Origin of the sequence: Rhodococcus sp. NJ-530 (assembly GCF_003860625.1) — a bacterium.
Taxonomy (GTDB): domain Bacteria; phylum Actinomycetota; class Actinomycetes; order Mycobacteriales; family Mycobacteriaceae; genus Rhodococcus_F; species Rhodococcus_F qingshengii.
Map to the genome: position 1 here is coordinate 1,348,146 of NZ_CP034152.1, position 19,859 is coordinate 1,368,004.

At 60.4% G+C, this 19,859-nt stretch carries 26 protein-coding genes; 17 read left to right on the top strand and 9 right to left on the bottom strand.

The genetic code is table 11. The features are described 5' to 3' along the window. Positions 1-178 precede the first annotated feature (178 nt). The gene (locus tag EHW12_RS06245) at positions 179-481 is read left to right on the top strand and encodes a MerR family transcriptional regulator (RefSeq protein ID WP_125050414.1); all 303 of its coding nucleotides are present in this window, start codon (positions 179-181) and stop codon (positions 479-481) included. A gap of 24 nt (positions 482-505) precedes the next feature. Here EHW12_RS06245 and EHW12_RS06250 read toward each other — a convergent pair whose 3' ends face one another. The 4 genes from EHW12_RS06250 to EHW12_RS06265 all read right to left on the bottom strand — a co-directional run bounded on the left by EHW12_RS06250 (position 506) and on the right by EHW12_RS06265 (position 3,371). Next, on the bottom strand, positions 506-883 hold the full coding sequence (locus tag EHW12_RS06250; protein WP_125050415.1) for a hypothetical protein: 378 nt from the start codon (positions 881-883) through the stop codon (positions 506-508). A gap of 136 nt (positions 884-1,019) precedes the next feature. Then, on the bottom strand, positions 1,020-2,507 hold the full coding sequence (locus EHW12_RS06255; protein WP_125050416.1) for a trehalose-6-phosphate synthase: 1,488 nt from the start codon (positions 2,505-2,507) through the stop codon (positions 1,020-1,022). Then, entirely contained in the window at positions 2,504-2,923 is a 420-nt protein-coding gene (locus tag EHW12_RS06260) for an STAS domain-containing protein (protein WP_007726563.1), read from the bottom strand. Before EHW12_RS06260 ends, EHW12_RS06255 begins: the two co-directional genes overlap by 4 nt. 259 nt (positions 2,924-3,182) lie before the next feature. Continuing rightward, complete coding sequence (locus EHW12_RS06265; protein ID WP_136472457.1) at positions 3,183-3,371, bottom strand: PI-type proteinase; 189 nt, start codon at positions 3,369-3,371, stop codon at positions 3,183-3,185. Between the two features lie 167 nt (positions 3,372-3,538). Here EHW12_RS06265 and EHW12_RS06270 point away from each other — a divergent pair, with 167 nt between their 5' ends. Further along, on the top strand, positions 3,539-3,787 hold the full coding sequence (locus EHW12_RS06270; RefSeq protein WP_007726566.1) for a hypothetical protein: 249 nt from the start codon (positions 3,539-3,541) through the stop codon (positions 3,785-3,787). Between the two features lie 220 nt (positions 3,788-4,007). Here the strand turns inward: EHW12_RS06270 and EHW12_RS06280 are convergent, their stop codons facing one another. Both EHW12_RS06280 and EHW12_RS06285 read right to left on the bottom strand, forming a co-directional pair. After that, positions 4,008-4,499: a hypothetical protein gene (locus EHW12_RS06280; protein WP_218960345.1), complete on the bottom strand. Its 492-nt coding sequence runs from the start codon at positions 4,497-4,499 to the stop codon at positions 4,008-4,010. Continuing rightward, positions 4,496-5,074: an RNA polymerase sigma factor gene (locus EHW12_RS06285; protein ID WP_007726571.1), complete on the bottom strand. Its 579-nt coding sequence runs from the start codon at positions 5,072-5,074 to the stop codon at positions 4,496-4,498. The genes EHW12_RS06280 and EHW12_RS06285 overlap by 4 nt, the downstream gene beginning before the upstream one ends. Before the next feature lie 186 nt (positions 5,075-5,260). On the opposite strand from EHW12_RS06285, the gene EHW12_RS06290 reads away from it, so the two are divergent. From EHW12_RS06290 to EHW12_RS06330, 10 genes are all read left to right on the top strand, one after another. Continuing rightward, positions 5,261-5,725 carry an Asp23/Gls24 family envelope stress response protein gene (locus EHW12_RS06290; RefSeq protein WP_003943699.1) on the top strand — a complete coding sequence of 155 codons (465 nt, stop codon included), beginning with the start codon at positions 5,261-5,263 and terminating at the stop codon, positions 5,723-5,725. After that, positions 5,722-6,006, top strand: a complete 285-nt coding sequence (locus tag EHW12_RS06295; protein WP_042452304.1) for a hypothetical protein — start codon at positions 5,722-5,724, stop codon at positions 6,004-6,006. The genes EHW12_RS06290 and EHW12_RS06295 overlap by 4 nt, the downstream gene beginning before the upstream one ends. 70 nt (positions 6,007-6,076) lie before the next feature. Continuing rightward, entirely contained in the window at positions 6,077-6,265 is a 189-nt protein-coding gene (locus tag EHW12_RS06300) for a hypothetical protein (protein ID WP_223258031.1), read from the top strand. Between the two features lie 38 nt (positions 6,266-6,303). Further along, entirely contained in the window at positions 6,304-6,483 is a 180-nt protein-coding gene (locus tag EHW12_RS06305; RefSeq protein ID WP_003943629.1) for a hypothetical protein, read from the top strand. Next, positions 6,476-6,868 (top strand): Asp23/Gls24 family envelope stress response protein, encoded by a 393-nt coding sequence (locus EHW12_RS06310; protein WP_125050417.1) that lies wholly within the window; start codon positions 6,476-6,478, stop codon positions 6,866-6,868. The genes EHW12_RS06305 and EHW12_RS06310 overlap by 8 nt, the downstream gene beginning before the upstream one ends. Next, positions 6,865-7,434: a DUF6286 domain-containing protein gene (locus EHW12_RS06315; protein WP_125050418.1), complete on the top strand. Its 570-nt coding sequence runs from the start codon at positions 6,865-6,867 to the stop codon at positions 7,432-7,434. The genes EHW12_RS06310 and EHW12_RS06315 overlap by 4 nt, the downstream gene beginning before the upstream one ends. Continuing rightward, positions 7,431-8,015 (top strand): hypothetical protein, encoded by a 585-nt coding sequence (locus EHW12_RS06320; RefSeq protein WP_003943720.1) that lies wholly within the window; start codon positions 7,431-7,433, stop codon positions 8,013-8,015. Before EHW12_RS06315 ends, EHW12_RS06320 begins: the two co-directional genes overlap by 4 nt. Before the next feature lie 64 nt (positions 8,016-8,079). Further along, a complete protein-coding gene (locus EHW12_RS35795) occupies positions 8,080-8,202 on the top strand; it encodes a hypothetical protein (protein ID WP_003943707.1) in 123 nt (40 codons plus the stop codon). 222 nt (positions 8,203-8,424) lie between these two features. Further along, complete coding sequence (locus EHW12_RS06325; RefSeq protein WP_003943661.1) at positions 8,425-8,688, top strand: GlsB/YeaQ/YmgE family stress response membrane protein; 264 nt, start codon at positions 8,425-8,427, stop codon at positions 8,686-8,688. Positions 8,689-8,778: 90 nt separating this feature from the next. Then, positions 8,779-8,976, top strand: a complete 198-nt coding sequence (locus tag EHW12_RS06330) for a CsbD family protein (protein ID WP_007726588.1) — start codon at positions 8,779-8,781, stop codon at positions 8,974-8,976. A gap of 33 nt (positions 8,977-9,009) precedes the next feature. Here the strand turns inward: EHW12_RS06330 and EHW12_RS06335 are convergent, their stop codons facing one another. Then, a complete protein-coding gene (locus EHW12_RS06335) occupies positions 9,010-9,732 on the bottom strand; it encodes a hypothetical protein (protein WP_003943634.1) in 723 nt (240 codons plus the stop codon). 306 nt (positions 9,733-10,038) lie between these two features. Between EHW12_RS06335 and EHW12_RS06340 the strand changes: the two genes are divergently transcribed. The 4 genes from EHW12_RS06340 to EHW12_RS06355 all read left to right on the top strand — a co-directional run bounded on the left by EHW12_RS06340 (position 10,039) and on the right by EHW12_RS06355 (position 16,421). After that, positions 10,039-12,000, top strand: coding sequence for a hypothetical protein (locus tag EHW12_RS06340; RefSeq protein ID WP_125050419.1), 1,962 nt, complete (start codon positions 10,039-10,041; stop codon positions 11,998-12,000). After that, positions 11,997-13,730 carry a glycosyltransferase family 39 protein gene (locus EHW12_RS06345; protein ID WP_064443232.1) on the top strand — a complete coding sequence of 578 codons (1,734 nt, stop codon included), beginning with the start codon at positions 11,997-11,999 and terminating at the stop codon, positions 13,728-13,730. Before EHW12_RS06340 ends, EHW12_RS06345 begins: the two co-directional genes overlap by 4 nt. Positions 13,731-13,776: 46 nt before the next feature. Beyond that, positions 13,777-14,925: a cellulase family glycosylhydrolase gene (locus EHW12_RS06350; RefSeq protein WP_054187559.1), complete on the top strand. Its 1,149-nt coding sequence runs from the start codon at positions 13,777-13,779 to the stop codon at positions 14,923-14,925. A gap of 572 nt (positions 14,926-15,497) precedes the next feature. Next, positions 15,498-16,421 (top strand): UTP--glucose-1-phosphate uridylyltransferase, encoded by a 924-nt coding sequence (locus tag EHW12_RS06355; protein WP_058038947.1) that lies wholly within the window; start codon positions 15,498-15,500, stop codon positions 16,419-16,421. 99 nt (positions 16,422-16,520) lie between these two features. Here the strand turns inward: EHW12_RS06355 and EHW12_RS06360 are convergent, their stop codons facing one another. Then, positions 16,521-16,844 (bottom strand): helix-turn-helix transcriptional regulator, encoded by a 324-nt coding sequence (locus tag EHW12_RS06360; protein ID WP_223304618.1) that lies wholly within the window; start codon positions 16,842-16,844, stop codon positions 16,521-16,523. Between the two features lie 348 nt (positions 16,845-17,192). Between EHW12_RS06360 and EHW12_RS06365 the strand changes: the two genes are divergently transcribed. Further along, a complete protein-coding gene (locus EHW12_RS06365; RefSeq protein ID WP_070162065.1) occupies positions 17,193-18,356 on the top strand; it encodes an O-antigen ligase family protein in 1,164 nt (387 codons plus the stop codon). A gap of 13 nt (positions 18,357-18,369) precedes the next feature. Here the strand turns inward: EHW12_RS06365 and EHW12_RS06370 are convergent, their stop codons facing one another. Continuing rightward, a complete protein-coding gene (locus EHW12_RS06370) occupies positions 18,370-19,821 on the bottom strand; it encodes a glycosyltransferase (protein ID WP_058038950.1) in 1,452 nt (483 codons plus the stop codon). Positions 19,822-19,859: the final 38 nt, after the last annotated feature.

Sequence of the window (19,859 nt, forward strand, 5' to 3'; positions counted from 1 at the left end):
CAATCTTGTCGAAATCGGCTTTGATCTGCCATTTCACGCCTTTTCTGCTCGACGATTCTTGTTGTCAGTGGTCCTGGACACGCTTGAATCTATGTCCTGGGCGTCAGATTCACTGCGTGATGGTGCTAAGGTCGGGTGACGCCGATTGAGACAGCCCACACCGAACTAGGAGGTTCCAGTGACGTCGGAATCGCAGACCCGGGCGCTGCGCGGCGTGTACGGGATCTCAGTGATGTCTGAACTGTCCGGGGTAGGACCTCAGACGCTGCGCCTTTACGAGCGAAGGGGCTTGCTCGCACCAACCCGCACCGATGGCGGTACGCGCCGGTACAGCGAGGCCGACCTTGATACGCTCGGACGAATCACCGCGCTGATCGACGACGGAGTCAATCTCGTCGGTATTCGTCTGATTCTGTCCCTCGAGGCCGAGAATGCAGTCTTAGCGGCTCGAATCAGCCAGTTGACCGCCGAGGGGGACTAGTGGTGCTGCTCGAGACGATGCCGTTCAGGATGGAGTTTCGGTGCGGGTAGGGTCGCCGAAGTCCGCGTCGGCGGAGATTTTGTTCCCTGCCGCTGCGATCTGTTCGATCGCGGCGTCCAACGCATCGACCAACCATTGATGCGACGCCTCCGCGAGGAGGCGATCCGGAGTGTCGGTGTTCTCGGATTGGAAGAACCGCACCAGCCATGATTCTCCGTTGTCGGGTCGATCGGAGAGTCCAGCCGCGGTATTGGTCGCCAGAAGGAACCGGTTGTATTCGAGGTCAACACGAATGGCGTACTCGCCGAACAGGTTCACCACGTTGGCCGGCCGATGAGTAGCGGCAGCGAGCGCAATGAGAGCGTCGTTGTAGGTTTCGGAGTACTTCATCGTGAGGGGCATGGTCGGCCTGTCTTTCTGGGCCGATGCAGCATTGCACGGCTATGTCGAGGAGATCAGTTCGCAGCCGCTGCTTGACGATGAACTGAAACCAATCCTAGCTCGAGTCTCCGAGCGCACTGACGCAAGCCCGTGAGGGTCAGTTGTTGCGCGCAAAGTTCGACTCACGCTCCGTGACGAACTGATCGTCCGGAAGCGGTCCGGGTGGGGCAAGCGCAGTCAGGAACGACTCGGCCCACTGATGCACATCGTGTGTCATGACCTGTCGATGCAGCGCAGCCATACGGCGACGGCCTTCCTTCGGATCCTGATGAACCGCGGTCAGGATCGTATTCTTCACGCCGTCCAAATCGTGCGGGTTGACCAGGTATGACTGTCGTAATTCCATTGCGGCACCGGTGAACTCGCTGAGAACGAGAGCACCTCCGAGGTCGCCACGACAGGCCACGTACTCCTTGGCCACCAGATTCATCCCGTCGCGCATCGGCGTCACGAGCATGATGTCGGCAGCGACGAACAGTGCGATCAGTTCTTCACGGTCGACCGGCTGATACAGGTAGTGTACGACGGGGCGGCCGATCTGACTGTGGTCACCGTTGATGCGGCCCACCTGCTCTTCGATGACGCTACGCAGGTCGATATAGTGCTGCACGCGTTCACGACTGGGCGTCGCGAGCTGCACCATCGTGTACTTCTCCGGATCCAGACGATCCTCGTCGAGGAGTTCCTTCAAGGCTTGAAGCCGCAGGTCGATACCCTTGGTGTAGTCCAGCCGGTCGACTCCCAGCAGGATTTTCTCGGGATTTCCCAGCTCTTCCTTCAATTCGCGCGCGCGACGCAGGACCGAATCGCTTTTCGACTGGCGCTCGAGTTCGGCAGAATCGACGGAGATGGGAAAGGCGCCCACCTTGACGACGCGAGAATCGAAATCCACATGCCCGAGCGCACTTCGAACACCGACGCCCGCGGTCGTCGTCTTGAGGCCGAGAAGTTTGCGGGCCAAGAACAGGAAATTGTTTGCGCCACCAGGTAAGTGGAAGCCGATCAGATCGGCGCCCAGCATTCCCCTGACGATCTCCTTGCGCCACGGAAGCTGCATGAAGAGCTCGACCGGAGGGAACGGGATGTGAAGAAAGAACCCGATCGTCAGATCTGGGCGCAGCTCGCGCAGCATCGCCGGCACAAGTTGCAACTGATAGTCCTGCACCCAGACAGTCGCTCCGTCCGCGGCGCAACGCGCGGTTTCCTCGGCGAACCGCTGGTTGACCGCGACGTAGGTGTGCCACCACGACCGCTCGAACGTCGGAGCCACCAGAACGTCGTGGTAGAGCGGCCACAACGTGTCGTTGGAGAACCCCTCGTAGTACTCGGCGAGGTCCTGAGAGGTCAGCTCGACGGGAAACAGACGAAGGCCGTCAACCACTATCGGATCGACCTTCTCGTCCGCGACCCCCGGCCAGCCGACCCAGGCGCCATCCCGCTGTCGGAGGATGGGTTCGAGCGCAGTGACGAGCCCACCCGGACTTCGCTTCCAGTTCTTGCTTCCGTCTTCGTCGGTTTCGAGATCGACCGGCAGTCGGTTTGCGACGACGACGAATTCGGAGAGCTTTTCGAGATCGGTACTCACGCCGACATCGGCTCCGCCAGGGTCTCGTCCAGGACGGAGGTCGAGGACAGGTACGCGACTGCATCGGCTGTCGAGTCGGTGTACACGATGTCGGTGTCCATCTTCAGAAGAGACAGCGGACGCCTGACAGGGTGCGCTGCGACGAGCGTCCACGGCACACCGAGCCTCCGTGCCTTGGCCGACAGAGTCTCGATGATGGAAAGACCTCCGACGGAGATGAACTGGACGTCCGAGCAGTCGAGTACGAACGGGTGTCGCTCACCGATCAGGTCGTCGACGCAGGCAGCGAAATCAGCTCGGGACCGGACGTCGATCTCGCCGCTGACCACGAGCGACTGAATGTTTTCGGCACAGGTCGTCGTGAAGGTGGGGGGACTGTCCGTACGCTCATCTGTAGTTCTCGAAAACTCGTTCATCGAAACTCCTGACGGATTGCTCGAAACGGTTCGTTCGAACGGTCTGGTTCGAAACGGTTTCGTTCGAAACCGGGAAACGGCACGGGAAGCAACGCACGAACCGTGCTCGTCTTCAACGGCTGGGTACTCAACCGTGCTGAGTGCCTACCTTACCGCATCGCGAAAACCCAGGTGAAAAGCGTTAGATCCGTACGGATTTCAAGGTCCCGTGAGCGTCGGCCCACGGGACCTTGGTCCCGATGGTTCAGACCTTCCGGGATCAGTCGGTGTCAGTCGCCGGGCCGGTGCTCGAGGCTCCGCCCTCGTCGGCCCACGTACGTTCGCCCGACGGATCGGTCTGAACGTCCTTGGGTGCGGTGTCGGAGCCGGTTCCCGGACCGTGGTCGGTGCCGGTGGTCTGCGGCTCGTCCGTCTGATCCGTGCGGTCGGTGGAATTCTGTTCACTCATGGTGTGCGTTTCCTTCGGGAAGTCGTTGTTCATGTACTTGTCGTTTCCTGCTCACCCGCGAGGGGTACTCAGTAGGGGGTAGTGCGTCACGTCGAGCCAGTACGTCACGTCGAGTCCATACCGGCAAAGTCAGCTGTCACCGAAGCAGGAGATTTCACGTGAACCATATGACCGTGACGACCGAACACCTGCGTGCACTGCTGGGCAGTGGCCCCCATTCGGAACTGGTAGCGGTCGGGGGCGAGATCGAGATCTACGTCCCCGATGAAGAAGGGTTCGGTCTCGAGGGTATCTCGCTTGTCACTCGCGAGCAGTTGGCCGAACGTCTACCGTCCTCACCCGACAACCCCGACGAAGGTGAACTACGTATCGCCGCAGAATCGTTGAGCGAGATGATCGCCGAACTCGGCGGTTGAACTCCGAAGTTCGGGGCAGCCGACGTCAGATCTGCGGGATCGGATCCGGAGGGTACGGGTTCGGTGGCGTCGGAGTCGGTGGCACGGGCGGCGGATTCATCGGATCGGGTGGTGTCGGCGCCGGTGGTGTCGGCGGCCCCGGGTCGGGGGCGGGGCCCGGATCCGGTGGTGGGGGAGTGGTCATGAGTGCCGGGTTCCCAAACACTTGCCGAACAAACACCTAGTGTTCGGAGTGGCTTTTGGTGTTCCCTTCGGCAGGTAGATCATCGACGATGTCGACTACGGCGACGTGGATGCTCTCTGCAGAGACCGGTGGGTCCGTGTCGCCGAGGATCAGGTGAACGACGTCCACGACGGTGAACCGAACCCGGTCCGACAGTTCGGCCAGATCCACTCCGTATGGCGCTGCCAGTTCGATACGTAGTGAACGTATTTCGTGGCCGTCGACGAAGAACTCGATGCTGCTCGGCGAGCAGTGGTGCCGAGAACGTATCTCGGCGGCCAAGTGGGTGCGGAGTACGTGATCGCTCACCGACACAGTGCCTAGACGTGGACCTTCCGACGCGTGTGCGTCGAGCGGCCAACCGGACGCCGAGGTCGACCGTAGCGCCCGGATCACCTTGTCGCTGATTCGATCCCAGCCCGGCTCGGGAGCGTTCCGCAGGACGTCGGATGCGTGCGCCATCAATGCGTCGGTTCGTGATTCAGTCATCGCCACCTCGTCATTCGTTCACTCAGGTTAGCCCGTGCACGATGGTGATGCCCGCGCACCGCATCCGGGGTGAGTCTTAGAATCTTGCCGATTTGAACGAACGTGAGCATCTCCACCTCTCGCAGCGTCCATGCCGCACGCTGGCGATAAGGCAGTTCACCCAACGCTTCTTCCAGTGCCTCGAGGAACGCGGAGTTCGAGGTCGTGTCGAACGGGCCGGCCTCGGGAGACGGCACGAGAGGATCGAGCAATCTGTCGTCGATCGGTTGAGCTCTCTTGATTCGATAGCTGTCCACGATCTTTCGGGAACAGATCGCGAAAAGCCATGTTCGCATAGACGATTCGCCACGAAACGAATCGAGTCGACGCCAGGCGGCCACGAAGGTGTCCTGGACTACCTCGAGAATGTCACCTTCGTCTGCGAGCATGCGACGCGCATAGCGGTGAAGTGCAGGTCCGTAGTAGTGCACCAGTGACTCGAATGCTTCTCGGTCGCCGAGTATCGCAGCGTTCACTGTCGCGGTGTCCAAACCGTCAGGTGCTTCGGTGAGCCCCTGTGTGTGCGGTAACGCCACAGTCGCTCCTCTCGCGGAAATGCGGAAAACTCGGCTGCGTTCGAAGATTGTTCGCCCGGCCGGGGCGTTGAATGTTACGGACAGTAACTAACAAGTGTCAGTGATGCACGTCACCTGACTGGGGCATTCGGTTTTGCCTTCGAGTGACGACTACACAGGTAGATCGATCAACAGGAGGAGATGACAATGGTCAGCACGCAGGTTGCGACAGCATCTACGAAGGATGTTGCATCATCGAACGACTCGGCTCTCGTGAGTTCGCAAGGAAAGACGTCGATCGCCGACACCGTTGTCTCGAAGATTGCCGGCATCGCTACGCGAGAGGTGAGCGGCGTGTACGACGTCGGCGGCGGAGCGTCGCGGGTTGTCGGGGCACTGCGCGAGCGGATCCCCGGCGCGAGTGTCAACCACTCCCAGGGAGTATCGGTCGAGGTCGGCGAAAAGCAGGCAGCGGTCGACATCGACATCGTGGCCGAGTACGGCGTATCGCTCGCCGATCTGGCCACCGGCATTCGCCGCAACGTCATTGCGGCGCTCGAACGGATGACGGGTCTCGAAGTGACCGAGGTGAACATCACGGTTCACGACGTTCACCTCGACGAGGGCAGTGACGACGAAACCGGCGAGCCTAAGACTGCACGGGTGCAGTGAGTTCCGAAATCGCCGACACCATCGCGGCGGCTGTGACGGGGATACCTGGGGTCGCCTCGCTTCATGCCGGAATGTTCGGCGAGGTTGGCACGTACCTCCCCGGTCGCCGCGTCGTCGGCGTGCGGGTGACGGAGTCGTCGACAGACATCCATGTGTGCATCTTCGCCGACGCCGCCGTTCGAGACACGGCTTTACGTATCCGCCAAGCGGTTTCAGGACTCGTTACAGGCCCCGTGAACGTGACAGTGGAAGACGTAGTCGGTCGTGCGCACGATGCCTGAGCACTCTCGGGGTTCAGTTCCTGATCGACGATCCGCACGCCGAGAGGCGATCAGGAACTACCACCCCGACGTGGGCGGATCTGCCGACGCGCTCAATCGAGCACTCGAACGCGTCGACCGGGACTTCGCATCCCCGATCGGTGTGGTTGTGCGCACGTCGCTGCGCGGCACGATGCGACAGATAGCCAAACCCGTTCGGGCCCAGTACACGCGGGTGCGCGCTCGGTTTCCGGGTGCAAAGACCTACACCGAGATCTGACAGGCACCATCGAACATCATCCACAACGGAGGATTCACATGACCACCTCGACTGTCGGCCTACTGGCAGGACTACTTCTCGGAGTCGCAGCTGCTGCAGGCGGTTTCACCGGATTCCTCATCGCTCTGGTTCTCGGTGTGATCGGATACCTCGTCGGTGGTCAGCGTGACGGCGAGTTCGATCTCGGTGTGATGCTGAAGGGTCGCGGACGTGGCTGAGACAGCTCGACCGGAGTCGTCTGTGCTTGGTGAGCCGGGCGATCGCGGAACGCTGACGATTCGAGACAGAGTCGCGCAGAAGTTGGTTCTCGAGGCGACGCGCGGAACCCCGGGGGTGCGCCATCACGCCGCCGGCATGGACAAACTGACCGGGCGCGAATTGCCGAGGGCGCGAGTGCTGGTATCCGGCAAGCGGGTACGGGCCAAGGTGGACATCGCGATCGAGTGGCCCGGATCCTTGTCGGTCATCGGTACCGCGGTGCGAGAGAACGTGACAACCCAGTTGCAGTCTGTATCGGGCCTGGACGTAGACGGCGTGGACGTGGCGATCGTGAGCGTTCTCCCGGCATCGACCACGCGTGACGCGGGAAGGAAAGTGCGATGACCGCCGACAAGGTCGCACCACCCACTGCCTCGAGGGCTGCTGCTCCTGTTCCCCTTGCGGCGCCCGGATCGGCCGTCACGGGATTCCTCATCGCCGCGGCGCTACTTGCGCTCGGCGTGGTCGGCGTCCGCGACGCGCTGGTGGATACCGGCGTGATCACCGGGTCGCAGTGGATACCAAGTGCTGCCGCATATGTGGACGGGCTCGCGTACCAGGGTTGGATGTTGCCGGCGGGGATCGCAGCCGTCGTTCTCGGCCTGTGGTTCGTCATCCTCGGACTCAAACCGCGACGAAAGACTGCCAATGCCTTGGTCGGAGTCTCGAATACGTGGATCGATCCCGCCGATGTAGCGGCGATAGCGTCTGTTCGCGTCGAGTCACTGGCCCAGGTTCGATCCGCTTCGTCACACGCGACCCGGCGCAAGCTGGAAGTGAAGGCCTCGGTCACGCCCGATGGAGCCGCGACAGCTGAATCGGAAATCCGTGCGGTGCTGGGGGACTTGGCCGGGTCGCTGTCACCATCGCCGCGAATCAAGGTTCGTATCCAGACGGGATCGCTGTCATGACTCGGACGGCGACGGCGATGGATCGTATGGCGACATGCGTCGTAGGGATGCTTGCGATAGCGCTGGGAGTTGCAGCGATCCTGTGGAATCGCGACGTGATCAAGGATTTCCCGGCGCGTATCGAGATCCCGTGGGCTGAAGATCTTGTCGATCACTCGTGGTGGCCATGGGCTGTCGGAGCTGGGGGAGTACTGCTAGTCCTCCTCGCGTTGCGGTGGTTGATCGCGCATGTGCCGCTGCGTCGGGTGAAGGAGATCACGGTCCCTGGGTCGAACTCGCACAATTCCATCACCGCGGATCTGGGTGCAGTGGCGGAAGGAGCGAGCGCATCACTGGAGGACTTCGACGAAGTGTCGCGTGTCCGAGGAAAAGCGTTGCTCGATCGTGGAGTTCGCACGATCGATTTGCGAGTGACATTGAGACGTAGCGTCGTATCCGGATCGGAAACGTTGTCCGAGTTGATTTCTCGCGTCACCGATACGGTGGATCAAGTCGAGTCGATGGTCGGCGATCCATCCGTCGCGACCAGAACTCACATCGCCGTGGAAAGCGCGAAACGCGATGAGCCGAGAACTCTCTGATCAATCGAGGTTTGAGCCTCCCGACGGCCGGGTATTGGTAGACCTCCCGATCGTGCACAGGGTCATGGATGTTGCTGTGGCACTGTGCGTCACGGTGCTCCTGGCGACCGTGACCTCGATGGCGATCGCGATCGTCGTGACGCTGATCATGTGTGCGTCGGTGAGTGTCGTTTCTCGTATGTGGTGAATCGCCAGTCATTTTGGTTCTGTCGTGAACACCTGATAGAAAGGTAAGCAGACAATGTGGCTGCTACTGAGTGCACGATCCCCCGCGTCGTGCGGTGGAGAGTCCGGTTGTGTGCAAACACTACCCGCGATCACGGTCTAGTTGCGCGGGCCGATCGCTCGGAACTCTCCCTTCACCGGCAGTCTCTCATTGCGCCGCCCCTCTTTACTCTAAGGAGTTCAAATGCTTCCTCTCGGTATCATCGCCTGGATCATCATCGGTGGACTGGCGGGTTGGATCGGCAGTAAGATCATGAAAACCGATGCGCAGCAGGGGATCTTCCTCAACATCGTTGTCGGTGTGATCGGCGGTCTGATCGGTGGTTTCCTGCTTCGAGTCTTCGGGGTCGATGTCGAGGGCGCGGGCTGGATCTTCAGCTTCCTCACTTGCCTCCTCGGCGCTGTCATCTTGCTGTTCCTGGTCAAGGCAGTCACCGGAAAACGTTGACACGCATTTGTCCACGCAGTTCGAGTTCGACTGAATCCACGACCGAATTCCACGGCTGAACGCACGACCGAATCCAAGAAGGAGAAATACATGTCTGACTTCATCGACAAGGCAAAGCACCGCGCTGAGGATCTCATCGGCGAGGCGAAGGAAAAGTTCGGAAACGCCACGGGCAACGATGATCTGGCTGCCGAGGGTGTTGCCGATCAGGGCGAGGCGAAGGTCAAGAAGGCCGGAGACACTGTCAGTGACAAGGTCTCGGATATCAAGGACAAGTTCACAAGCTGAGTGAGCTTCAGCGCGGTTGATCGGCACGTCCGGTCAACCGCGCTTTTGTGTGCCTCCCCGGCCGTTGCGGCTACCGCGATACGCGAACTTGCGCGTTTCTGCGAGCCACTCCGGAAGCATGCGCATGTGGGCCGGTGTGTTCAGAATCGGATCGAAGGACGGCTGGAGGCAATCCGGGTGGTCCTCGACTTCGTCGAGGCAGAGATGTCCGATCGGTATCAACTGAAGTTGAATCCTCGCGAGGTACACGGAGAAGTGCAGCGGGGAATGATCGACCGCAGCTTTCAATGCAGACAAAGAAGTGCCGGCCGGATGGACGCCGCGCGGTGTCACGATCAGCCACGCCGCGGCACCGCCCGCGCGTGAGTAAGGAACCAGTGTGCTGTATCTCGCGCCGTTCCACGAGAAAGCCGGAGCTGGAAACATTTTCGAGAAGGTAGAAAGTCCTGATGTTGCGAGAAGAATGTCCCACGGGTTTTCATCTGCGCCGACATCGTGCAACCGAAGCGCCAGGCCGAGTACGTCGGGTAGGTCTCCGGGTGTTCCGAGGGCTTTCGACATTCGAGCGGTGACGGTAATCGTCGACGACTCCGATACCGGCCACCATGGGGTGGCCGGCTTCAATGTTCCCTTCAGTTCGATCCCGTGAGGGTGAAAAACCCTGGCCATGCGCAGCGATGATGCGAAGTGGAACGGCGCACCGACCAGCTTTCCGATCGCGCTCTTGCCGGCGGGGATGATCGAATTGATCGTCACAGCTTCCTTTATCTGAGAATTCTCCGCCCGTGAAGCGCCCGGACTGGACGGACGTTCAGGCGTATTGACGGGCTTTACAGTGGCGTCTTTCGGCTTCCCAGTGGTGGTGATCGCTAATCATGTGACCTGCCGTAACAAAAGTCTCGCCCGGCGGGATAATTAGCCAAACGCATAAATTGGTCGTTATGGTTTGTTTGTCCGTAACGGTGCGATCGGACCTGCGACCGTCGCGAACTGGCGAGATTGCTACTCGTGATTTGTGTTTGGTGATTGCGCGGAAACAAGAAATGTCGAGGAGACACGCTGATGGGCCACTCTCGAACCTGGCTGACGCGCGCGCTGGCAATGCCGGTGGCTGTCGCGGTCACTTTGTTGCTTCCGCTCGGCAGCGTCGCCTCCGCCCAGGATTTCGAGGACGACGCAGATACTTCGGTGGCCGCCTCAGCCACAACTCCGATCTCCTTCACCGAACTCGGACGAGGAACAGACATCGTGTTCTCCTCCGATGACGCACCCGTCTTGGTGACCGTGCCGGTGCCGGGCGGACTCACCGCAACAGCCGTGACCGGAATCCTGACCGCCCCGACCGACTTCAGTAGGGGTTGGCTCGAGGTGACTGCCGACGGCAGATTGGTGAGCCGCGTCGACTTCGACGCCGGGCAGGCCGGAACCGGTCTACCGATTTCGGTTCCGTTGCAAGGTCTCGAAGTGGTCGACCGGAGCGTGACCGTGTCGATGATCGCTCACCTCGTTCCCGTCGACGACCGCTGCTACGACCGAACGAGATACCAGCCCCTTGCGCTCCGGGATGCCTTTGTCACCTACGACGGTGCCGAGCAGCAGCCCACGACTGTTGCAACCTTCTTTCCGCCGATTTTGAGGAAGGCAACCATCTACGTCACGGATGGTTCGTCACGGTCACAGCAGAGTGCGGCTCTGCAGCTGAGTGCAGCGATTGTCAACAAGTACGGAAGTCAGCCTGACGCCGTGGTGGTGGAGCAACTGCCGAACGGCCAGAGTCTGCCGTCCGTTGAGCCGGGACTGTTCGAGAGAGCTGTAGTGCTCGGCAACAGTGGGGACGCCGGGATCGATCTCGCGACTGCTCCGAATGGTGCACCAGTGCTGCGAATTTCAGGGGACGACAAGACCCTCGTTCCTCAGGTCAGTCTGTTGGCGGCGAACTTCGACGGCTACTGGGCGGCGAGCAGGGCGCTCGCGTCACCGGACAACACAGTTGCCCAGATTTCCCAGGACGCCATCACCGTCGGTGAGCTGAAGCTCGGAACGATGACGGCTTCCGGTCTCAATCACATCGAGGTCGACGTCCCGTTCAGCCAGTCGCAACTGGGGCGTCCGATGAAGGACGTGTCGATCCGAATGATCGGATCCTATGTACCGCTGCCGAATTCACGCAACGGAGAACTGTCGATTTCGCTGGGGGACTCACGGCTTGCTTCGCAGACGGTGAACGAGACAGGGCGCTTCGACATCGGCGTCGATGTTCCGAACGAACTCCTGCGTCGCGACCTGACCTTCGAGGTCTCGATGGATGTGACCGGCGACTTCCAATGCGGCACCAGTAGCCCGTCTTCGCTCACTGTCGATCCGGCAAGCACCATCACGTCCACTACCGGATTCCCGCCGACGCCTGGAGGCTTCCAGGCATTACCGCAGTCGATGCTGCCCACACTCGATGTCGGTTTGAGTCACGGTGATTTCGCAGATCTCGTTCGAGCGCAGCGCCTCGTTGTGGCGATGCAGCGGTTGAGCTATCTGCCGCTGCAACCGCGTGTGCTCCCGTTCGGCGACGCGGCGACCAGTTCTCTGCCGGCGTTGTTGATCGCGGCGGACGGGACGCTCCCCACTCCGGTGGCCCTACCCATGGACACAGCAGATCAAGGGCTCCTGCGCTTGCAGGGTCTGGAATTCGGTGGACAATACGGTGCCTTGCAGGTGGTTTCGGGTTCGCACAACGAAGTGGTGGCGCTGACCTCTGAGGGTGATGCGGCCGATGCCGACGGTCTGCTCAACTGGTTGGAAAGTGGGAAGGACCGGTTCGCAGAACTGACCGGCGATCTCCTGGTCGCGCCTCGGGGAGGTGAGCCCTTCGATGTCGGAGTCAACGTCGCCCCGTTGGGCACCGCGACCTCGGCCGAAGAGGAGACCGGACTGAGCGCGGTCACGATCGGCTGGATCGGATTCGGGACCGTGGTTCTGATCGCTGTTGCCGTCGGTGGTGTGCTCGTGGCTCGGCGTCGCGGACAGTGACCGTCACCGATCGCCCGGCCCTGTCCGTCGCGGTCCACGATCTACCGGGCCGCAAGCCATGGCGGATGTTCGTCGCGCTCTTCGCGGTCTACACCGCGTTGGGCGTGTGGATGAACGCGGGTATCGGGTTCATCTTCACCGATTCGCTCAGCCGCGTCGCCGCGGTGTCGGCGATGCTGCTCAGCCGTGATCCGCACTTCGCGGCGATCGGGTTCGTGTTCACCCCGTTGACGGCGGCAGTCCAGATTCCGATGGGCCTGATGGGTCATTGGTGGCCGGATCTGCTGCGGTGGAACATCACTGCGGTCGTGATGTCCGCGGCCTTCATGGCTGGTGCTGTGATTCAGGTACGTGGGATCAGCCGCGACCGTGGGTGTGCGCGATGGGTCACCGTCGTCCTGACCGTGCTGTTCGCTGTCAACCCGATGATCGTCATGTACGCGGCGAGCGGAATGAGCGAAGCTCCGTTCCTCTTCTTCGTTCTGTGGGCGACACGTCGATTGATTCGGTGGATGCGAAGCGACGACGTACACGACCTCATCGGTGCCGGCCTCGCTTTCGCTCTGGCGTACCTCACCAGATACGACGCATTGGCCCCGCTGTTCGTCGCGGTGGTGCTGGTGACCGTGGTGAGTTGGCTTCGTTTCCGCCCGACTGCGGAGGAGCGCGGCGAGGGCGCGGGGCCTGGCTTGCGGCTCTGGGCAGCAGCCCTCGACGGTGCCGTAGTGCTGATGCCGGGATTCCTTGCCTTCGCCTTGTGGTCGTTTGCCAGTTGGCTCATCACAGGTCAAGCGTTCCAACAGTTCTCGTCGGTCTACGGGAACAGTTCCATCCTGGAGCAGGCTGGTGCCGGAACCGACTCACCGATCGCCCGTCTTGCGTTCTCGATTACCGAAATGGCCGTACTCGGCCCGGCGCTCCCGGTGCTCGCGGTCCTTGCAATCATCTACGCACTTCGGCGGCGCGACACCGAAGTGGTCGTGCCTCTTGTGTTGTTCGGCGCCATCCTCGGTGCCCAAACCTTGCTCTACGTGATGGGATCGACGTTTCCCCTTCTGCGCTTCTACATTTCGATCATTCCGCTGTGTTTCGTGTTGGTCGTCCTGATCGCACCTCGAGGTGCGCCGGTCGTCACGCGTCGACCGGGGGCTGCTGCGTCACGTTCGGTATCGACGTACCCCGAGCAGTCGGGGCCCTCTCTGCCCCTTGTGATCTCTCTGTGCTTGCTGGTCGGGTCGACGCTGGTCACGTTTGTCGCGATGGGTAATGCGCGGATCGCAGTGCTCGAGCATTCCATTGCCAGTGCGATCATTCCGGGCCGGCAGAACCTGGAGGAGCAGACGAATCTGCGCACGTTTGCGGCCGAGCGTCGCATCGCCAGATACCTGGACGACTTGGCTCTGCCGGAGGGGTCAGTTCTGCTCGACACCGTGCAGAGCTATGCCGTCGTGGCGTCGTCGAACAACCCTCGGCAATTCGTCGTGCCTTCCGATGCGGACTTCGTGCGCGTACTGAACAACCCCGCCGAACATCACGTCGAATACATCCTGTCGGTGCCGAACACCGGTCGCGGTGTGTCGGACGCGGTCAATCGGCGCTATCCGACGATGTACGACACCGGGGCCGGCGGTGTGGGAGCGCTGGTACTCGAGGTTCCCAACGACGGCGGCATGGACCCTTCGGCCTGGCGTTTGTATCGCGTCACCGGTGAACGGCAAACGGGTCGATGAGGCAATTCGTGTGGGAGGATTGTCCGTATGACGTGGATGGTTGTAGATGTCTTCTGAAGAAGTGCGTCCGCGTGTGCCTGGCACAGTGCGTCGCCGTATCGCTGCCGCTGTAGTCAGCTTTGCAACCGTCGCGGTGGTGACAGGAATGTTCACGACGCCGGTGGTTGCCGATTCGCCCAAGACGGTTCGGGTGGGAGCGTCGTCGAGCGGACTGACGCTCGACGGACAGCCATGGTGGCCTACCGGACTGAATGCTTATCAACTGGCCACTGATTGGTCGGTGAACTTCGGCTGTGGCGCCATGGTCGATCTCGATGCCTACTTCGGTTCTCTGCCACCGAACTCCGTCACGCGTTTCAACGCCTTCCAGGCGCTCGCGGTGAACAAGGTGTCCGGGGAGATGGATTTCGGCCCGATGGACGCGGTGTTCGACGCTGCGGCGCGACACAATCAGTTCACGATTCCGGTGCTCTCACCCCAGGACAGCGGGTGTGATGACGGGCTGTTCAAATCCAGGGACTGGTACACCGACGAGTGGAAGGTCGCGAACCTGATCCCAGGTCGAGCCACCATGAGCTTCCAGGACTGGATGCACACCGCCGTCGACCGTTGGAAGAACGAGCCTTCCGTCGCGGCGTGGGAATTGGTGGGGGAGCCGGAACCGAGCCTGTGTACCGATGCCGCCTGCAATTGGTGGACAAGAACGTGCCCGTCTGATTCCGCGCAGGTGTTGCGGGAGTTCTTCGACACGGCAGGCGCCGAACTTCGGGCGATCGATCCGAACACCCTGATCACGGCCGGATACGTCGGGGGCGGTCAGTGCGGCACTGCGGGTGACGACTACCAGTACGTGAGCGAGTCCGACTTCGTCGACGTTCTGCAGTATCACGACTACGGAGCAGACGGGGTTCCGCTTCCGGGCGACCAGTGGAACGGACTGGCGCGTCGCATCGAACAGGCCGCGAACGTCGGGAAGCCGTTGTTGGTCGCCGAGACAGGCGAATTGGCAGGCAGTTGTGAATCACTGGCGACCAGAGCCACGAATATCGAGACGAAGCTGACGGGGCAGAAGGTGGCCGGTACGGCCGGAGCTCTCCTGTGGGCATTCGTGCCGGATCCACGGCCGAACGAATGCACAATGGATATCGGGCCTGACGATCCACTCTTCGACGTGATTGCTTCACTGGCAAGTTAGGACACTGCTAGTAGTCCACTGGGAGTTCCATCCAGTGGGAGTATGGTCACGATTTGATAACAACCTGAATCTGGTGTTGTGGCGTGATGACCGTATTTCGTTCGTATTCAATGGTATTCAGTGGCATTCACCTGTGGATAACCGAACTTGAAGACGGGTGAAGTCGCACGGGACCATCGATGCGACGCTTCCAGGACCTTCGTCCGGGTCGGCTGGGGACGGTCCGGTTGAGGTGCTGAGTTCGGAAGTTGTGTCGTACCTGTCTCTTTGACCAGTTGCTACGTCCCGCCGTGGTCAACGTCGAAATACGATCACAACCGTTCGCCGCGGTAACGGGTAGTGCGCGGAGTGCGGCGTGCCCCTCGTGGAAGTGACATCGAGGGGTGGTGTGTAGCTCTCGCGCGCAACGAATTCCGAGTTCGAGTCAACTTGCGGCGGCATCGGCCGCCCGGTAGACCTTGTGCGCAGGCTGTACATGCGATGTGAGCTTTCGGTCGTCGAAATGAGGGGACGACCGCTGCATGCGCGTAACGGTAAGTGTGTGGAGCATCGTGTGAGCGGAGAGGTGAACGATGACTGGGTGCGCTGAACGGCCTTTCAAGACTGCTGTGGTGCCGGCTGCCGGGATGGGGACTCGTTTCCTCCCGGCCACCAAGACGGTTCCGAAAGAGTTGCTCCCCGTGGTCGATACACCCGGGATCGAGCTGGTCGCAAGCGAAGCGGCGCAAGCAGGCGCGGAACGTCTGGTAATTGTCACTGCGCCGGGCAAGGCATCGGTCGTCGGGCATTTCGTCGAGGACCTGGTGCTCGAGGGCAAGCTCGCCGCCAGCGGGAAGCACCATCTACTCGAGCGTGTGCGTCGGGCCCCGGGCCTGATCTCGGTGGAGCCGGTTGTGCAAGAGTCTCCGCTGGGATTGGGACACGCTGTCGGTCTGGTCGAATCGGTGCTGGATGCGGACGAGGACTCGTTCGCGGTGCTGCTTCCCGACGATCTGGTCCACCCCTGCGGCATTCTCGACGCGATGGCGAAGGTACGTGTCGAGCGTGGTGGTTCTGTGCTGTGCGCGTTCGACGTCGCGCCCGATCGTGTTGGGGCCTACGGAGTATTCGACGTCCAAACACCTGTGGAGGGCAGCGATCCCGATGTACTTGCCGTCGTCGGCATGGTCGAGAAGCCGGCTCCTGAGGATGCTCCGTCCACTCTCGCCGCGGCCGGACGATACCTTCTCGATCGCGCCGTGTTCGACGCGCTCAGACGAATCTCACCCGGGCAGGGTGGCGAACTACAACTGACGGATGCGATAGCGCTGTTGATCGCGGAGGGGCATCCGGTTCACGTCGTCGTCCATCACGGAACCCGCCACGATCTTGGTAACCCGGGAGGCTTTCTGCGAGCATCTCTCGACCATGCGCTCAGTCGCACCGAGTACGGACCGGAGTTGCGAGTCTGGCTCAAGGAACGATTGGATCAGCCGGATCCGCAGTTGACGTACTGAATAATGCCGTCCATGACAGCTGAGGTCGAAATATGTTTTGGTGCACGAGAATCTGCACCATGTTCGGCTAGCGCGTATGTGAATGTCGGTAGCCCGGATTCATTCACTTTGTCGGTCGATACCGCGTCGGGTGAGTTCGTCCACCAGGGACTGTGTCGAAATCGTCGCGACGATCGACGGTGGAGTCATCCCCGGCTCCGCTTCCTCAGAGGTCAGATAACCGGCGGCTACGAGGACCTCCATGATCGGAGCGTCGAAGACCTGACATGCCGTCCGCATCGTGTCCTGCGTGGGAGGGCGTTTAGCCGACAGCCATCGACTCAGCTCGGAAGGTCGAATCTTCAGCGCACGCGCAGCTTCCTGGATGTCGCCGAACGAGCGAAGTTCCAGTTGATTCTCGACCCATGCGGAGAAACCACTCATAGCGGTCATATTGCCTGAGCCGAGACGTATATGCCACTTCCTTTCGGCCACGAGTCGAGGACAATTGGATATCTGCCATGTCGTGGCAAAGTTTTGCGTCGACGATTCGCTTATTTGCAGTTACGCGACGTTGCCGACAGAGGATGACTTCTGCGCTGAGCGGGGATTATTCAGCCCGGCGTCGGCGAAGGGTGAAATCGAGGGTGAAATGCAAAAAATTCGATTGTCGGAAGCAGGAACTCAATGACAACGCCGAGTCAAGTCAGACCTCAAGGTCTTCGGAATGATGCCGCTTCGACGGCAGGGCGAACAGGCAGAATTCCTTTGTCGCCGACTACCGCTGTGTGGATGGCGATCGCGATCGCAGTTCCGATATACCGCTCGTTGCCCGGCGCCGTCACGCAGTTGTGGGCGATGGCAGTGCTTGCGGTCATCGTGGCGTCAGTAGCGCTGGGACGAGTTGCTCGGCCGCAGTTTGTCGGCGTCTGGTTGACCGCCGGCTACGCCGCTCTCGTCGCAACGGTAACAGCGACGCGTGGCAATGATATCGGCGGAAATCTTTATGTTGGAATCCAACTTTTCATAGTTCTCGGGCTCGGAATATTTGTGATGGTCGCCAATGTCCGGCGTGATCCGGGTTTTGTCAGGCGTGTATGCATTGCGTTCATAGCAAGCCAATCGGTTTCTGCTCTGGCCGCCGCTATCCAATTGGCCGGTTCATCCGTCTTCGGTTTCGGTGTTGTGAACGGTCGTGCTCCAGGTCTGGCAGGTCACCCGAACGTTCTGGGCATCATGTCCTCACTTGCGCTGATTCTGTGCCTGGGGGCTGCAGTGCGAAAGGTAGGAAATCGGGTCGTTCTGGTGCTGATATCGATTGTGAACGCGGTGGGACTGCTGGCAACCGGTAGTTTGAGTTCGTTGTCGGCATGCGCGATCGGATTGATCGTCGTGGCGATTTCTTCGCGAGTGAAGATCACCACCATCGTCAAGAGTTTTGTCGGCGCCTCTGTTCTCTTCTGGGTCGCAATCACCTCCACCGAGTTCGGAAAGCACCTGGAGACGCCGGCCGATCGATACCTTCAGGTCACAGGGCAGACCAAAGCCGTCAGCACACTCGAGATCCGTAACGACACTTACGGATTCGCTTGGGATGCTATTCGCGCGCATCCGCTGTCCGGGGTGGGTCTGAACGCTGCCAATGCGGCCTCGTTCGACAACGTCACAGTCGTCCACAATGTGTTTCTACGGTCTTGGTACCAAGGCGGGGTGGTGCTTGCCCTGGCTGTGGGACTCATCATCTGCGCGACGGCATTGGTTGCGTTCAGATCGATGAAGTCCGGCAAGAACGCCGCCGCGGCCGGCGTGCTGGTCGCGATGATGACATTCGCACTGACCTCGGCATTTTTCGAGCAGGCGTACTACTGGCTACCGGTCGTACTCGCGTTTGCATGTCTTTCGGCCGGCAGTGATCGGACCGCAAGCTTCAAAGCTCACCCGCGCAACAAGAGTTGATCGGGAATTGAGCTTACGTGTTCAAGCCATGGAAGGTCTTCTCCCAGTAAGACGGGTTGCGTATCAACTGATATGTGCCTTTGATGGCTGCGATGCTCATCAAGACCCAGTAAAGCGGAGCGGTCAGGCAAGCTATCAGCAGCATAGGATTTCGCGTCTCTCGGCATGCCACCAGGTTCATGTAAAGGACTGCGGCGTTACCGAATACGAGTGACACGAGGGCGGGAAAATAGACGTAGTTGGGAAACACGTCGTGGATGACCTCGGGCTGGCCGAGAATCCAACCCAGACTGATCAGCCAGAACGCCATGTTCAGTGTCGCCACAATGGGTGTCCCCGCCATCAAGATGGTGAAGCGTAGAAATCCGACCGTGCCGAGTCCGCGCCACAGTTTCACAGGTTGACGCATGTGAACCAACCAAGTCTGCAGGTAACCCTTGTACCAGCGTGAGCGTTGTCGGATCCAGTTGATCGTGTCGCTGTTGGCCTCCTCCAGCGTCGTCGAGTTCAGAACAGCGGTCCGGTAGCCGCTCTCCGCGATGCGAACTCCGAGATCTGCGTCCTCCGTGACGTTGAAGGGGTCCCAGGCGCCGATCTCGTCGAGCACACTTCGTCGAAGGTGATTGGACGTGCCTCCCAAGGGAATCGGTGACTGACTGCGCATCAGTCCTGGGAGGATGAAATTGAACCAGAGGGCGTAGTCGGCCGTGAACCACGCGGTCAACAAATTCTGAGTCCCGTTGTGAAATGCGAGTTTCGCCTGAACGCACGCGGTATTCGATGGAAGCTTCGCGAAGGTTGCCACCACACGGCGTAACTGGAGCGGATCCGGTGAGTCCTCGGCGTCGTAGATGGTGATTATCTCGCCCGTAGAGAAGTGCAATCCGTAGTTGCAGGCTTTGGGTTTGGTGCGCGGATCTGCAGCAGGGACCTTCAAGATACTCACCACGGCATCGACTCCGGCGGCAGTCGCCGCGTCGATGGTGACGGTGTCATCCTCTTCGAGGAGCAACAGCACCTGCAATTTGTTCGAGGGGTAGTCGATCGCACGCATAGCGGAAATCAGGTCTCCGACTACTTCCGGCTCGTTGTACGCCGGCACAAGGATTGTGTAGTGCGGTAGTTCTTCATCGGAAAGCGAGCTTGCCTCCTGATCGCTGATCGTCACGATCGAGGAGGCATCCAGACCTCGTGTGAACAGCACTAGGCGATCCACCATCGCCCATACGTACCCGAGCGTGCATGCCAATGTGAGAACGATGAGCGTGGGAGTAAGGAAGAAGACCAGACACACAACGGTGATCACGAGAATCAGGAACAGGATGTTGCGCTGCCACGGATAGAACGCAACTGATGCCGACGAAATCGGTTTACGTTCACGCAGTCCGTTCACAGCATCGTGAAGTGCAACTCGTTTGAATTCTTCCGAGCTTTCGTCCTCAACCGAGAGATCGGGATCTACCACTTCTGTGCCTCCACGACAAGCCTTCCGAGGGACTGGAG

What these genes read in the sequence shown, in the direction of transcription:
- EHW12_RS06265 (WP_136472457.1), bottom strand. Translation starts at nt 3,371, where the DNA reads ATGAGTGAACAGAATTCCACCGACCGCACGGATCAGACGGACGAGCCG.
- EHW12_RS06365 (WP_070162065.1), top strand. Translation starts at nt 17,193, where the DNA reads ATGGCGATCGCGATCGCAGTTCCGATATACCGCTCGTTGCCCGGCGCC.
- EHW12_RS06340 (WP_125050419.1), top strand. Translation starts at nt 10,039, where the DNA reads ATGGGCCACTCTCGAACCTGGCTGACGCGCGCGCTGGCAATGCCGGTG.
- EHW12_RS06315 (WP_125050418.1), top strand. Translation starts at nt 6,865, where the DNA reads ATGACCGCCGACAAGGTCGCACCACCCACTGCCTCGAGGGCTGCTGCT.
- EHW12_RS06260 (WP_007726563.1), bottom strand. Translation starts at nt 2,923, where the DNA reads ATGAACGAGTTTTCGAGAACTACAGATGAGCGTACGGACAGTCCCCCC.
- EHW12_RS06305 (WP_003943629.1), top strand. Translation starts at nt 6,304, where the DNA reads ATGACCACCTCGACTGTCGGCCTACTGGCAGGACTACTTCTCGGAGTC.
- EHW12_RS06250 (WP_125050415.1), bottom strand. Translation starts at nt 883, where the DNA reads ATGCCCCTCACGATGAAGTACTCCGAAACCTACAACGACGCTCTCATT.
- EHW12_RS06330 (WP_007726588.1), top strand. Translation starts at nt 8,779, where the DNA reads ATGTCTGACTTCATCGACAAGGCAAAGCACCGCGCTGAGGATCTCATC.
- EHW12_RS06360 (WP_223304618.1), bottom strand. Translation starts at nt 16,844, where the DNA reads ATGAGTGGTTTCTCCGCATGGGTCGAGAATCAACTGGAACTTCGCTCG.
- EHW12_RS06350 (WP_054187559.1), top strand. Translation starts at nt 13,777, where the DNA reads ATGTCTTCTGAAGAAGTGCGTCCGCGTGTGCCTGGCACAGTGCGTCGC.
- EHW12_RS06320 (WP_003943720.1), top strand. Translation starts at nt 7,431, where the DNA reads ATGACTCGGACGGCGACGGCGATGGATCGTATGGCGACATGCGTCGTA.
- EHW12_RS06280 (WP_218960345.1), bottom strand. Translation starts at nt 4,499, where the DNA reads ATGACTGAATCACGAACCGACGCATTGATGGCGCACGCATCCGACGTC.
- EHW12_RS06325 (WP_003943661.1), top strand. Translation starts at nt 8,425, where the DNA reads ATGCTTCCTCTCGGTATCATCGCCTGGATCATCATCGGTGGACTGGCG.
- EHW12_RS35795 (WP_003943707.1), top strand. Translation starts at nt 8,080, where the DNA reads ATGGATGTTGCTGTGGCACTGTGCGTCACGGTGCTCCTGGCGACCGTG.
- EHW12_RS06270 (WP_007726566.1), top strand. Translation starts at nt 3,539, where the DNA reads ATGACCGTGACGACCGAACACCTGCGTGCACTGCTGGGCAGTGGCCCC.
- EHW12_RS06355 (WP_058038947.1), top strand. Translation starts at nt 15,498, where the DNA reads ATGACTGGGTGCGCTGAACGGCCTTTCAAGACTGCTGTGGTGCCGGCT.
- EHW12_RS06290 (WP_003943699.1), top strand. Translation starts at nt 5,261, where the DNA reads ATGGTCAGCACGCAGGTTGCGACAGCATCTACGAAGGATGTTGCATCA.